Source organism: Thalassotalea hakodatensis (genome assembly GCF_030295995.1).
Classification (GTDB): Bacteria; Pseudomonadota; Gammaproteobacteria; order Enterobacterales; family Alteromonadaceae; genus Thalassotalea_C; species Thalassotalea_C hakodatensis.
The window spans coordinates 3,988,800-4,003,403 of sequence record NZ_AP027365.1 but is presented as its reverse complement, the minus strand read 5'-3'; the positions used below and the strand labels follow the sequence as shown (position 1 = coordinate 4,003,403).

At 38.6% G+C, this 14,604-nt stretch carries 11 protein-coding genes; 6 read left to right on the top strand and 5 right to left on the bottom strand.

Annotated features, from left to right (window positions below):
• Positions 1–52: 52 nt before the first annotated feature.
• Together QUE72_RS17755 and purU are read right to left on the bottom strand one after the other, a co-directional pair.
• Entirely contained in the window at positions 53–1,834 is a 1,782-nt protein-coding gene (locus QUE72_RS17755) for a M61 family metallopeptidase (RefSeq protein ID WP_286270466.1), read from the bottom strand.
• A gap of 68 nt (positions 1,835–1,902) precedes the next feature.
• Positions 1,903–2,763: a formyltetrahydrofolate deformylase gene (gene purU, locus QUE72_RS17750; RefSeq protein WP_286270465.1), complete on the bottom strand. Its 861-nt coding sequence runs from the start codon at positions 2,761–2,763 to the stop codon at positions 1,903–1,905.
• 275 nt (positions 2,764–3,038) lie between these two features.
• Here purU and QUE72_RS17745 point away from each other — a divergent pair, with 275 nt between their 5' ends.
• A complete protein-coding gene (locus tag QUE72_RS17745) occupies positions 3,039–4,922 on the top strand; it encodes a methyl-accepting chemotaxis protein (RefSeq protein WP_286270464.1) in 1,884 nt (627 codons plus the stop codon).
• 69 nt (positions 4,923–4,991) lie between these two features.
• On the opposite strand, the gene QUE72_RS17740 is transcribed toward QUE72_RS17745, so the two are convergent.
• A complete protein-coding gene (locus QUE72_RS17740; protein ID WP_286270463.1) occupies positions 4,992–7,907 on the bottom strand; it encodes an ATP-binding protein in 2,916 nt (971 codons plus the stop codon).
• Between the two features lie 243 nt (positions 7,908–8,150).
• Between QUE72_RS17740 and QUE72_RS17735 the strand changes: the two genes are divergently transcribed.
• Positions 8,151–8,588, top strand: coding sequence for an META domain-containing protein (locus QUE72_RS17735; RefSeq protein ID WP_074499646.1), 438 nt, complete (start codon positions 8,151–8,153; stop codon positions 8,586–8,588).
• A gap of 77 nt (positions 8,589–8,665) precedes the next feature.
• Here the strand turns inward: QUE72_RS17735 and pyrE are convergent, their stop codons facing one another.
• Positions 8,666–9,307, bottom strand: a complete 642-nt coding sequence (gene pyrE / locus QUE72_RS17730; RefSeq protein ID WP_074499647.1) for an orotate phosphoribosyltransferase — start codon at positions 9,305–9,307, stop codon at positions 8,666–8,668.
• 11 nt (positions 9,308–9,318) lie between these two features.
• Positions 9,319–10,032 (bottom strand): ribonuclease PH, encoded by a 714-nt coding sequence (rph, locus tag QUE72_RS17725; RefSeq protein ID WP_286270461.1) that lies wholly within the window; start codon positions 10,030–10,032, stop codon positions 9,319–9,321.
• 208 nt (positions 10,033–10,240) lie between these two features.
• Here rph and QUE72_RS17720 point away from each other — a divergent pair, with 208 nt between their 5' ends.
• The 4 genes from QUE72_RS17720 (at position 10,241) to QUE72_RS17705 (ending at position 14,149) form a co-directional block, all read left to right on the top strand.
• Positions 10,241–10,765: a thioredoxin family protein gene (locus QUE72_RS17720; RefSeq protein ID WP_286270460.1), complete on the top strand. Its 525-nt coding sequence runs from the start codon at positions 10,241–10,243 to the stop codon at positions 10,763–10,765.
• Positions 10,762–11,460: a gluconate 2-dehydrogenase subunit 3 family protein gene (locus tag QUE72_RS17715; protein WP_286270459.1), complete on the top strand. Its 699-nt coding sequence runs from the start codon at positions 10,762–10,764 to the stop codon at positions 11,458–11,460. Before QUE72_RS17720 ends, QUE72_RS17715 begins: the two co-directional genes overlap by 4 nt.
• Positions 11,457–13,169, top strand: a complete 1,713-nt coding sequence (locus tag QUE72_RS17710) for a GMC family oxidoreductase (protein ID WP_286270457.1) — start codon at positions 11,457–11,459, stop codon at positions 13,167–13,169. Before QUE72_RS17715 ends, QUE72_RS17710 begins: the two co-directional genes overlap by 4 nt.
• A gap of 116 nt (positions 13,170–13,285) precedes the next feature.
• Positions 13,286–14,149, top strand: a complete 864-nt coding sequence (locus QUE72_RS17705; protein ID WP_286270456.1) for a YicC/YloC family endoribonuclease — start codon at positions 13,286–13,288, stop codon at positions 14,147–14,149.
• Positions 14,150–14,604 lie beyond the last annotated feature (455 nt).

Sequence of the window (14,604 nt, the reverse complement as noted above, 5' to 3'; positions counted from 1 at the left end):
TTGATATAATGTCTTTATAAGGGTGTCTTTTTTTATTTACACCCTATGTCAATTAACGGTTTATTGCTCGCCATTGCTGGCTTAATGCTTCATCTTTTACCGTTAAACTTACCCCAGTATCGGGTGAGTCAATAAAGCTAATATCGTTTGTTATTAATTGGTCGTCTCTGAATAAATGACAGTCAACGCGTTGATTCGCTGGTAAGTAACTTGCCAATTGTTGAATGCTTTTATCGGTGATTTTTAAATGATCAATGGCCACTAATACATCATTAACCGCGATACCTGCATTAGCTGCGGGCGAGTTTTCAATCACTTGAGTGATCTGCACACCAAGAGGAAGCGCTTTATAGTGTGCTCCTAAATATGGGGTATAGTTATGGTCTTCAGTGGTGTCGACACTATTAAGCTTGGAGAATTTACTTTTTGTGAAACTAATGCCAACGTTCGCTAATAACGGAGCTATATCTACCGGAGATTTTGCAGTTAACAATTGGGTGAACACCTCGCTGATATCTTCACCGCAAAGAATATTGGCGATGTTGATAAAATCTTCTTGCTCAGTGCCAATGCCTGGACGGCCGAAATGTATCCATAGCTCTCGCATTAATTGGTCGAGTGAATAGCGCTGGTTAGATTTTTCTCTTATCGTTAAATCGAGCCATAAGGCGATAATTGCGCCCTTAGTGTAATAACTGACGATATTATTAACGGCGTCTGGTCCTTGTTTATAAAATTTTGTCCAGGTATAAAAACTTGACTCTGTAACACTCTGTTTGAATTGACCATTGCCACGGTTGACGCGTGTAATCGCTTTGCTGAGTACTGTTAAGTAATCGTCAAAAGAGATAATACCGGCACGATAAAGTGAAAAATCATCGTAATAAGAGGTAATACCTTCGTAAGCCCAAAGCTGCTCGGTATAGCTTTCTTGATCTAATTGATAAGGTACAAAGGCTTTTGGTTTAATTCGACAAACATTCCATGCGTGGAAATACTCATGAGAACATAAGGATAGAAAGGTTTTATAGTCGTCACTGAGCTCGTCCTTTTGCTGAGGATTTGGTAAATCAAAACGACTTGCTTGTAAAATGGTTGAATTTTTATGTTCTAAACCACCAAAACCATTTTCTAACAAATGGGTGATAAACCAGTATTCTTTGAAAGGCGCTTCACCAAATAAATCAATATGATGCTGACAAAGTTTTGCAACATCTTCTGCCATACGCTCTGTGTCACCATAATGTTTGCTGGTAAATACCATATGGTGTGTAACACCTTCTACGTCAAACTCAATACTATCAAACTCGCCAATTGCAACCGGGCAATCGATTAATTCGGCGTAATTGTCAGCGATGTATTCACCAAAATGGTATTTTTCTGTGTTTTTAGCTCGTTGCATACCTGTGGCAACACGCCAATGGGGCTGATTGGTAGGTGCCTCTATCACTAACTGACATGGGTCATCTTTTAAGTTATCAACGGCAAGAAACGTTGAACTACCGTTAAAAAAGCCTCGTTGATTATCTAAATAAGCTGTTCTGACCGATAAGTCGAAAGCGAAAACTTGATAACTAATCGTTATGTTGCCATCACAGCGAGCTAGTTGCCAACGTTGCTTATCAAGTGCTGTGAGTTCAATTGATTGGTTTTGTGCATTAGTTGCTGAAATTGCTATGATATTTTTAGCAAAGTCTCTGATCATGTAACTGCCTGGAAGCCATGCAGGCAATGACAAAAAGTAATCTTGATGTTGTTCAGCAGTAAAGGTTAGCGAAACATCGAATAAATGATGATTAACATGGTTAGCGGCAATACGATATTTTATAGTCATGAGATAAATTGCTAAAAGGTTTTAGCACCGTTATACCTAAAACCTTTAAAAGATCAATAAAACCGCGATTAAATTAGGATAACGGTTTTATCTTTGTTCAAACAAACGCGTTGTTCTGCATGCATTTTTACTGCGTGACTAAGTGCGGTAGCTTCTAAATCATGACCTGCATGTACCATTTGTTCTATGGTGTATGTATGGTTAATGGGCTTTACTTCTTGCACGATGATAGGACCTTCGTCTAGATCAGCGGTAACATAATGCGCTGTTGCACCAATCACTTTTACGCCACGGGTATGTGCTTGATGATACGGCCGTGCACCTTTAAAACTGGGTAAAAAGGAATGATGTATATTAATTGCTTTGCCACGGAGTTTCGTACACATATCATCTGACAATATTTGCATGTAGCGGGCTAAAATGAGTAAATCGCCGTGATATCGTTCGAAAATAGCCATCATTGCTGTTTCTTGTTCATGCTTTTTACCTGGCGTCATTGGCAGATAATGGTAATCAATACCGTGCCAATCAACCAATGATTTGCACTCTATATGGTTAGAAACAACTGCTACAATATTGACGGGTAATGCGCCTGCTTTCCATTTCGTCAGCAAAGACACTAAACAATGGTCATCTTTCGACACCGCAATGACAACGTTGGGCACATTGCTTTTTTCACGCAAGCGATATTGTAAATTTAGTGGTGTAGCTAACTTTTCAATACCTTGAGCGAATTCCTCACTGCCAACCGTCATATGACGATCATCAAAGGCAATGCGTGAGAAAAATGTTTCAGTGTAAGGGTCACTGTATTGAGACGTTTCAGTGATAAACGCACCATGTTCAAATAAATTTTGTGCGACTTGCGCGAGTACCCCTGTCGTATCAGGACATTGCCAAGTCAGTATGTAATGGTTAGCGCTGCTCATATTACCTCCGTGCTGCATGAGTAATTAGTGTGCCAGTTTTTATTTAGCTTGTATCAGAACTTTTTGTTGTTTGGCTAGAAATACTCGGCATAAGAAGGGAGTAACTTTTGTTCATTAAGTTAGGCTAAGTATGGATTATTTAGTTTACAGATAATTTTTTATATCTATTTTTCAATTAGATAGCTTTCTATAGATGAAATTTTTTACATTGGACATTTTATCAAGCAATGGTAAGGTACTATGGTTGCTTAATAATAATAACAAGAGAATTAATTGTGTTTCCTTTAAAATTTGCCCATAAAATTATTGCTGTCACGGTATTTTTATTAATTTTAGCGTTAGCAGTATCAACCTCGATTAATTACTTTTCACTTAAACAAGATACAGAAGATAACTTAAATCGAGCCATTGATGAGATCGGCCATTCAGTTTCTGGAAATATTGCGAATTGGCTTAACGGTCGTTTGCAAATCATTGAAGCGATAGCCGAAAACGCAACGTCAGATGACGACACCGAGACTATGTTAACCGCAGTGCAACAAGCAGTTAAGGCTGGAGATTTAAAAAATACTTATATAGGTGTCGAGAAAACAGGGCAATTTATTCTTGATGATTTAACCATCGAACTTCCTGCCGGTTTCGACGCTCGTCAACGTCCATGGTATTTATTAGCAAAATCACAAAGTACACCTTCGTTTACTGAAACATACTTAGATGCCACCATAAACCAACAAGTGATTTCTGCGGTAGCGCCAATTGTAGAAAATGGTGCGTTTATTGGTGCTGCAGGTGGGGATATTTTTCTCAGCGACATTGCTGAAATACTTAATATGATTGACTTCTTAGATTTAGGTTATGCGTATTTAACTACTGCAGACGGTAAAATATTAAGCCACCCTAACAGTGAAATGATTAATAAGTCTGTGAAAGAGCTACTTGACCTTCCTTCTTTACCTGCTTTTAACAGCAAACTTCATGAATTTGGCGATAATATTGTCTCGTTTATTCCTATCGAAGGTGTGGCGTCTGTCAAGTGGTATGTGGGTGTGGTGTTGGATCGCGAAAAAGCCTATAAGCCGTTAATTTCATCACGTAATTCAGCCATTATTGTCGGCATTGCTAGCTTGATTATTTCAGTGTTGTTATTGCATTTCTTATTTAATCATTTAATGAAGCCTATCTATCGCTTAAACGATGCTATCAAGGATATTTCGGAAGGTGATGGTGATTTAACACAGCGACTTTCTGTTGATAGCCAAGATGAAATTGGTCAACTATCAGCAAACTTTAATAATTTTATTGCAACTGTGCATGAAACTATGCAGCGAGTGCATAGCTCTGCTGGCAGTCTTGAACAGCATATTGAACAAGTTAGAAGCAGTGCACATTTCGGTATTGATATGGCACAACAGCAACTTAGTAGAGGGACGAATGTATCGAGTGCGATGACAGAGTTGAACAGTTCTTCTGGAGAGATATCGATTAACGCAGGTAACGCATCTGATTTGGCTTCAGCAATGCGCCAGCAATCTCAACAAGGCATGGAAGCACTCAATGAAAATATTCGTTCTATACAAGCATTATCAAACACGATGGAAAGCTCTAGCGGTGATGTAGAAAAATTACGCGCCGAAGCGAAAAACATTGCCAGTATTTTAGATGTGATCATGGGTGTGAGCTCACAAACAAATTTATTAGCACTTAATGCGGCGATAGAAGCAGCGCGTGCAGGTGAAGCCGGACGAGGCTTTGCGGTTGTTGCCGATGAAGTGCGTCAATTAGCTCAACGCACACAAGAAGCGGCGACTGAAATTGAAAACATGATAGAAACCTTACAGCAAGGCACTGTATCTGTAGTGAGTTCGATGGAACAAAGTCAACAAAACAGTAGTTCCAGCGTAGAAAAAGCGAACATTGCTGATGAACGTATGCAAGCAATCGTTAATTCATTACAAAATGTTGATAATGAGAACCATGCTGTTGCCGAGGCAACCAAACAACAAAGTGATGTTATCAAGTCGATTGATGAGGACATTTTGCAGTTAATGGAATTAAATAAGCAAGGTGAAGAATATCTTCAACAGACTCATCAAGCATGTGACAGCTTGCAAGCTGAGTTTAGCAGTTTAAATGCACTTGTTGGTAAGTTTAAAGTTTAATAGGACGGTTGTTAACGCAAAAGTAACCCCTTTAATATTTATAGTCTACAGTGAGTGTTTTTTGTGTAGTTAATCACCCTTTTGCTTTTCTATCTTTATTGCTTGTAGTGCTCGATAAGCATGGTTCATTTTATTGGTGATTTCTTCTTGTGGGCAGGGTTTTGCCATATAATCATTAAAACCTGCATTTAAACACTTCTCTGCAGCACCACTTAGTGCATCAGCAGTAACAGCAATTAACCAAATAGGGTGATTGTTTTGTTGATTAATTGCTTTAACTAATTCAAAACCATCCATATTTGGCATATGACAATCAGAAATAATAATGTCGTAGGGGGATTTTTTATGCTTTTCAAGTGCTTGAATCCCGTCGTAAGCGATATCAGCTTCTATACCTAAACGAGCAAGCTGAGCACAAAGTACCTTAACATTGACTAAGTTATCTTCTGCAATAAGTACACTAATATTACTAAACCTATCATCGGTAGGCTCATTAACTACACGGCTATTTTTACGTCTATCTTCAGTTTCACGTTTAAATTTCACTTGTTTTAAATATAAGGTGAAATAGAATTCACTTCCTTCTCCAGGCGTAGACTCTACGGCTATTTCACCGTTCATTGAGGCGATGATTTCTTTGCAGATACTGAGTCCTAAACCAGTGCCGCCAAATTTTCGGGTAATATCAGTATCTGCCTGAGTAAAAGGAGAAAATAACAAGCGTTGGTTTTGCTCAGAAATACCAATGCCTGTATCTTTAACAGAGATGCGTATCTGATCATAAATATCTATTTCTTGAACATCTTGCGCAATTTGTTCAACTGCGACAGTAATGCAGCCTTTTTCAGTGAACTTTATCGCGTTACTGATCAAATTGTTTAGTACTTGATTTAATCGAGTCGGATCAGTGAAGTAACTATGAGTAATGTTTTCATCAATATTCAACTTCAAACGTAAATTTCTTTCAGTCTTAATATGATGGAAGCTTTTTAATAAGTTCTTTGCCAATAAATGTAGATTAACAGGCACTGATTCTAAGGTGAGTTTACCTGCGTCCATTTTGGAAAAATCAAGTACGTCGTTTAATAATGCTAATAAGTGCCGTGCTGAGCCTTCTAAGGTATCAAGTAACTCGCTTTGTTCCTTATTTAAAGCAGTAAAAGAGAGTGCTTCTGCCATACCAAGTACACCATTCATTGGAGTGCGTATTTCATGACTCATTCTTGCGAGAAAATTAATTTTAGCTTGTGCAGAACGTTCTGCTTCAGCTCTTGCTGCTTCGGCAATAGCTAGTGCATGTTCAATTTTCTTTTGTGCGATTTTACGTACTTGTAGTTGTCGGAAATACACCCAAAAAATAATCAACGCGATTAATAAAATGGCAAAAAAAACATAACTTGCCTGACGGTAAGCATCAGCCACTTTCCCTTGCACATCAGCGATAGGAAAAGCGGTTTGGCTCCACTTATTGTAAAGCGTGTCTAATTCATCGGCGGATATTTCATTTAATGATTTATTGATTAAAGAGATCAACATATGGTTTTGTGGCGTAGTGGCAAATGCAATTTGGGCATCGGGGCGAAAATCTGATAATGGAATTGAGGTTAAATTAGCATGTCCATGTTGCTTTATCGTTGCGGCAGCCAATAGTGAGCGACCGATGAATAAACTTGTTTCACCTTTGGCAACTGATGCAATAGCATCATCTATCGTTCTATAAGTGATAAACTTTGCTTTAGGAAAGTGATCTTTTATGGCTTGCGATATAGCAAACATTTCAACTAAGGCAATGGTGTGGTTATTTGCGTCAGTCAGTTGAGTAAACTCTGAAATATCTGGATTATAAATACCACTATAATGCGCATCAAGAAATGGTTGACTGAATATGTAGCGCTTTGATAATTCTTCATCAATCTCAAAAAATGGAAATAACTGTGTTGTATTATTATTAACGCTTTTAAATACACCCAAATAATTTTCATACCTAACGGGTTTAAATACAATACCTAATTTCTTTGAAATCATATTAAGTAAATCAATTGAATAGCCACGATCGGTTATATTGGCGTGATTACGCGTAATAATAAAAGGAGAAATTCCCGTTTTAGGCACTGGTATGTGAATGGTGTTATGGTTAATAATAAAGTGCTTTTCAGCTTCAGTCAGCGGTGTGACATAACTGCCTAACAATAATGAGAAGTTACTCTGTTCTGTTAAAAGGTATTTTTCACTCCAAATGTCAGCTTGAGCAAGGCTTATTTGACGAATACTATCGTTAATAATATACATGAGTTGGCGATCAGCTTTCCGCGTTGCAAAGTGCAACGTCATCTCAGGTACTTCATTTTGATTCACATAAAAAGTTTCATTAATTTTGTGTTCCTCTAGCGCCTTCTCTAACATCCAAGGGTGAATAGAGTAAAGTACATCAAATTTCTGATATTGTTTCACTAATGCATCAACGTTATCAAAGTAGGTAATGTTAATATGCTCAGGTAAATAGTTTAGCGCGGCATGGCTAGGATCATGAATGGCGACGTGTGTGTTTTTCTTTAGCTTTTTATATTGATTACGAAACACGCGTTGCTTAAATTTTGCATAGGGAATGCTGTATAAAAACGCTGATAATTTGGGTTCAAGGATATTAATCGCAATAATATCTATTGTGTTGTTGTTGAGTTGTTCCATTGCTTCTTTGCCAGAAAGCATGGAAAATTGCACCTGTTTTTGGTGATCTAAAGCCCATATCTGCCAGAACTCTTTGAGAAAAGCTATTAATGCTTGCATGCGTTCTTGTGATGCTGAATCAATACTTTTTTGGTCAGGTAATGCGATTCTAATCGTTTTTCGTTGCGATAATGGTTGCGCTTCTTCTAAGTAGGTAGCGCCTACTTTTATGGGGAATATCAAAGTTGTAAGCAATAAAATGGTTACGTTAAGGCGAAGCGATGTGCACCAATGATATTTGTCCTTAAATTTGAACACATATATCCTTAAATTTTCACGAAATGATAAATACAATAAATGTAGTACGTTAACCATATGGGATCAGCTAAATTCTAGCAAATATTATTTGTGGTAAAACGTTAAACCAAAGTTATAGCGATATGGCAAAAGTAAATGCGGTTAGACATTAGTCGTAATTTCACGGGTTTCCAGCGATTTTGTCATAAATGTTTTCACCAGACGGCTACAATACGCAATATATTCTATTTTTTGAGAGATGTTATGTTTATTAGTCGCGCATTTGCAGTATTCTTTTTGGTCTTTACACTTTCAGCTTGTCAGCAAGAACAACGTGACGGAAACCTTAGTTTACCGGTTGAAACGTTGAAAAATGTTCGATGGCAACTTGAATCAGCAGAAGGTTTTTCATTGCCAAATAAAACAGAACTTATACCGTTTATAGAGTTTATCGAAACAGGAAAGGTATCAGGTTTTTCAGGTTGTAATCGTTTTCAAGGCAGCGTGAACATAGATGATTCGACGATACAATTTGCACCACTTGCTATGAGCAAACGATTTTGCATGGAAACGGCTGAGGTTGAGTCGTTATTTGTGCAAGCGCTTGAACAAGTAGCCAAAGGTCATATCACCGAGAATACACTCATGTTTTATGATCAAAACGATAAGGTAGTATTAACCTTTGTTGGTCAGTCACGATGAAATACTTCAAATTAACCTAATACTAAAAAGCCAGCAATTAATGCTGGCTTTGTTAGAACAGTGATTGAAGCTAGAAGTTAAATTCCGTACTGCTCACGGTACGCTTTAATCGCGTTTAAACTTTCTTCTTGCCCTGTTTGTTCTTCTAAGAATTGAATCAAATCACCTAAGGTTACAATTGAGATAACTTGTGTAGAAAAATCACGCTCAACTTCCTGAATAGCTGATAGTTCTCCGTTACCCTTTTCTTGGCGATCTAGGGCAATTAATACACCTGACAATTCAGCGCCATGTGTTTTGATAATTTCCATCGATTCACGTATCGCGGTGCCAGCGGTAATAACGTCATCAACCAACATAACTTTACCTTGCAGTGGTGATCCCACCAAACTGCCACCTTCACCATGTGTTTTTGCTTCTTTTCGGTTAAAGCAATAGGGAACGTCTTGACCGTGATGATCAGCCAACGCTACGGCAGTTGTTGTGGCAATTGGAATACCTTTATACGCAGGGCCAAATAATAAATTATATTCAATATTGGCATCTGCAAGTGCTGAGGCATAAAAACGACCTAAACGAGCCAAATCTCTGCCCGTGTTAAACAGGCCAGCATTAAAAAAATAAGGGCTTGTTCGACCAGACTTTAGGGTAAATTCGCCAAAGCGTAATACCTGCTTTTCTAAGGCGAATTCAATAAATTCACGTTGGTAATCTTTCATCAACGTTCTCCTTAACTTAATGCCGCTTTTTGAGCATCAAAAAGCTCACTGGTTGCATGTTTAGCTAACGTCATCATCTGTTGCATTTCTTCAAAAGAGAAAGGTTCTTCTTCGGCTGTGCCTTGTACTTCAATTAACTTGCCAGTATCCGACATAACAACATTCATGTCTGTATCTGCTGCAGAATCTTCTGGGTAATCTAAATCTGCTACAGGTTCACCTTGATATATACCAACAGAAATAGCGGCAATCATGTGTTTTAAGGGATTTGTGCTTATAATATCCTTAGCGCGCATATAATTAAGTGCATCAACTAAAGCAACACAAGCGCCTGTGATAGATGCAGTACGTGTGCCGCCATCGGCTTGAATAACGTCACAGTCAACGGTAATAGTATTTTCGCCAAGTGCTTGTAAATCAACCGCAGCACGTAAAGAACGAGCAATTAATCGAGAAATTTCTAAGGTTCTACCACTTTGCTTGCCGCTTGCCGCTTCACGGCGCATACGTGTATGTGTAGAGCGCGGTAACATGCCATACTCAGCAGTAACCCAACCTTTGCCTTGACCTTTAAGAAAACGAGGAACGCCTTCATCGACAGAAGCGGTACAAATTACTTTGGTATCGCCAAATTCAATAAGAATCGAGCCTTCAGCATGGACTGTGAATTGGCGTGTAATTGTGACCGGTCGAATTTGGCCGGGAGTTCTTCCACTAGGACGCATAGATTATTTCCTGTTTGATCGAATGACGCGGCAATTATATGTGTTAGTGATACATTTTGACACCGTAATTAGTGAGTAATTACAACAAATTTTTCATTCAAGCAACTTAATTGCGAAAGCGAGGGGAACACGCTAGCATCAATTAATGAAAGAAAGCTAAGGAAGCTGAGGTCTTAATGATTATTGATGTGATAAAAGTAGAAAAAATATGCTGAAAACGTTGCTTGTTATGCTGTTTATACTTTGTAGTAGTTCGAATGTTAAACCAGTTTTCGCGCAGGCAAGCATTCATTTACCTGCCTTTAGCCAAGGGTATGATGCGTCAAGAAACCCTTTCGATGATGCGAGAGCTGCAATTGAATTAGCGAGTAAAACACAACGTAATATTTTAATAGAAATAGGAGGTAACTGGTGTGTGTGGTGCCAGAAAATGGAGGTATTTTTAACTAAAAATCCAGACGTAAATAACGCATTACACCAAGCATTTGTTTTATTAAAAATTAATGTCAGTGAACATAATGATAATAATGATTTTCTAAAGTCTCTTCCACCAGTGGTTGGCTATCCGCATATCTTTGTGTCGACGAATACAGGGAAAGTAATGCTCTCAAAAGATACTGGAGAGTTTATTGATGCAAATGGCGAACATTCTCGTAAGGCTTGGCTTATGTTTATTGATACTTGGCAAATGAGTCAGAATTCACAGAACTTAAAAAGGATTTCGGCAGAATGAGTGAGTCTTTTGAACAACGTTATCAACAAACGCCATCGTGGCTGTCAAAGAAGCTTAATCGTCGTAAATTATTAAAGTCAGCCGCTGGTGCAAGTGCTTTAGTTTCTACTTTTCCTATGTCAGTAGTAAGTGAAGACTTACTTGATAAATATCAGCAAGATAAGAAACAGGGTGATTGGCAAACGTTAGATTCGGTACAACAACACCTTTTACCAAGTTCGGCTTCTGGGCCAGGTGCTAAGGAGATTAATGCGTGTTTGTATTTATATTTATTAGTTTATGAGCAACCAACCGATAAAGAAGAAGTTGCTTTCATTTTTCAAGGCGTACAATGGCTAAATGGCTTTACTAACAAGCGGTATGATCGATTATTTATTGCCTTGACGGATGATGAGAAACAGCAGGTGTTGACAGGAATTAGTCGTTCAACGGCGGGGAAAAGCTGGTTGAATATGATGATTTTAAATATTTACGAAGCCATGCTTTCACCGCCCGCTTATGGTGGAAACCCAAAGGGTATTGGTTGGCAATGGTTAGCACATCAAATGGGCTTCCCCTTACCGGAAAAGGGAAAACGGTATTATGAACTGCCCGCAAGAAGCACTGTTGCAGTAAATTCGACTGTCATTCCCACCAAAAATGTAACCGAGAACATTGTTAAACGCCCACCTTCTTATAGGTCTAATAAAGCATGAAATATGATATTTGTATTGTCGGCAGTGGGGCTGGCGCATCCCCTATTGCTTATACATTAGCAAAAGCAGGCGCTAACGTTATTGTCTTAGAAAAAGGCCCTTGGTTGACAGAAAAAGAGTTTTATAAAGATGAACTTGCTGCCAATGTACGCGACAGTTACAACCCTGCGCTTACTGATGAACAGCATGTGATTGAAGAAAGTCATGTAGAAGATGGTGAAACTCATTGGCATAAAGAGGCGACCAGCGAATCGGGTTGGACATTTTGGAACGGTAATGTGGTAGGCGGTTCTTCTAACTTTATGAGTGGTTATTTTCATCGCTTAAAGCCCGTTGATTTTGCGTTACAATCATCTTTTGGTGATATAGCAGGTGCTAACATCGTTGATTGGCCGATTAGTTATCAGGAACTTGAACCTTTTTATCGCCAAGTTGATCGTGAAATTGGCGTTTCAGGAAAAGTGGTTGAGCATCCATACTTAGAACCTCATAAAGAGGATTACCCATACCCCCCACTTATTGATCACCCAGTAGCTAAATGGATTGATAAAGCAGCCGATTTACTGGGTTACCATGCTTTCCCCATTCCACGCGCAATACTATCGCAACCGGCCATGGGTAGGAAAAGCTGCGAATATTCAGGCTATTGCAGTCGTTATGGTTGTTCTACTGGTGCGAAAGGTAGCGGTAGAGCGGCATTACTCAACCACGCTGTTGCCACGGGGAACTTAACCATAGTGCCGAATGCGAAAGTTTTTTATTTAGCAAGTGAACAAAAAAGCCAAGTGAGTGCTGTTCATTATTATGATGCTAAAGGTCATAAAAAACGCATCATCGCAGATACTTACGTGGTTGCTTGTCAGGCTATTGAAACCAGTCGACTTTTGCTGAGTTCAAAAAGCAAACACTTTCAACAAGGCTTGGCAAATAACAATGGTCAAGTCGGTAAAAACTTAATTTTCAGTGGCGGTGGCGGTGGTCGAGGTGATTTCTACTTTGATGATTTAACACCTGAACAAGCACGTGAATTACAAACTGAAGGGCCATTCATTAATCGTGCGTTACAAGATTGGTATCAAATCAATGATGAAAACTTTGAGGGTGTAAGCCAAAAAGGGAAAGCCAAAGGTGGCACGCTTGATTTTCTGTTTTACCATAACCCGATTGCTCGCGCTTATGACACAGAATATGACGAGGAAGGCGATCTTATTTGGGGCGAACAACTAAAAGAAAAGCTCTACAACAAGTTTACTTCTCATAAAACCTTACGCTTTGAGGCTTTTACCGATTGGTTACCAAATGATGATTGTTTCGTTGCTTTAGATGAAGAAGTGACCGACCAATGGGGCGATCCTGTTGCAAAAGTGCGTATAGGTGCTCACCCTCAAGATATTCAGGTAGCAGAGTATCTGGTGCAAAAAGGCGCTAAACTACTTGAAAAACTTGGTGCTAAAAATATAACAACATCCGTTAGTAGCGCGCCACCGACTAACTTAATGGCTGGGGGCTGTCGGTTTGGTGACGATCCAAATACTTCTGTACTTGATAAAAATTGCCGAGCACATGAAGTGACAAATCTTTATGTGACAGACGGTTCTTTTATGCCAACAGGTGGTAGTGTTCCATATACCTATACTATATATGCAAATGCTTTTAGGGTTGCTGAGCATATTAAACAACAATGGTTGAAAGCCCAAAATACCGAATAATGTGAAGATATCGCTTTCACACACACTACACTTTATCAATTAAACGTGGCTGATTAAATATAGGTAAGGCATAATCTTCCAGTTCATTCTTATAAAATTAGTTAATAGGAAAGATTATGATCCACAGTATGACGGCATTTTCCCGCGCAGAAGTTAAAGAGTCTTGGGGTAATGCAATTTGGGAAATTCGCAGTGTTAATCAACGCTTTTTAGAAAACTACTTTCGCTTGCCTGAGCAATTTCGCAGCATTGAACCCGTATTACGGGAGCGTTTTCGTAAAGCATTAGCACGCGGTAAAGTTGAATGTAATTTACGGTTTAATCCTAATCCTTCAGCTAAAGGTAAGTTATCACTTAACCAAGAACTTGCCACACAGCTATTAGAGCATGCAAGTTGGATAAACGAACAAACCCTTAACAGCCAAGTAAATCCTGTAGAAATTATGCGTTGGCCAGGCGTGATGGAAACAGAAGAAGCTGATTTAGATGTGATACAAACCGATATTCTAAAAGGCTTCGATCAAGCATTAAAAGATTTCATTGCCGCGCGAGCAAGCGAAGGCGAAAACATGAAGAAACTTATAGAACAGCGTTTAGACGGCATCACTGCTGAAGCTGAAAAAGTGAAAGCATTCATGCCAGAAGTTATTCAATGGCAACGCAACCGCATAATTGATAAATTTACTGACGCTAAAATTGAGCTTGAATCTACCCGTGTAGAGCAAGAATTAGTATTACTTGCACAGAAGATGGACGTAGACGAAGAAATTGATCGTCTATACAGCCATGTAAAAGAAACCAAAAATATACTTAAAAAAGGTGGTGCACAAGGCCGCCGTTTAGATTTTATGATGCAAGAATTTAATCGTGAGGCAAACACATTAGGCTCAAAATCAATTAATGCAGATATTACCAACTCAGCTGTTGAATTAAAAGTGCTTATTGAGCAGATGCGTGAGCAGATCCAGAATATAGAATAATGATCGTTACGCTCCATTGGTACTCAGTATTGTTTGTTTTTAAAGCTTATTGAAACCTAGTCCGTAGATTTCTATAACGGTACAGTTTAACTAGAGACCTCGTTAGGGATTAAGTTATATTAATTAACGAGGGAACATACCAAAGAAAAGATTAACAGCTGAGTTTAAACGTGAATGTGCAGAGCAAGTCATCATTCATAGTTCCATACATACAGATGCCGTAGCAGAGATGAGTATGAGATTATCATCATTTTAATGCTAAGGATGTGAAGCACCCTTTTAATACTTAGGTGTCATGAATGATGAAATTCACAAAGATTAAAGTGGATAAAACTTTATCAAAAAACTAACAACGCTGGTTTCTGTAGTAGCTCATAATGAGCGTGTTCTACTATCAAATTTCAAGAAAAATTTAGAGATCGCAAAATTGAAATGATCTCTATGAATGACACAAC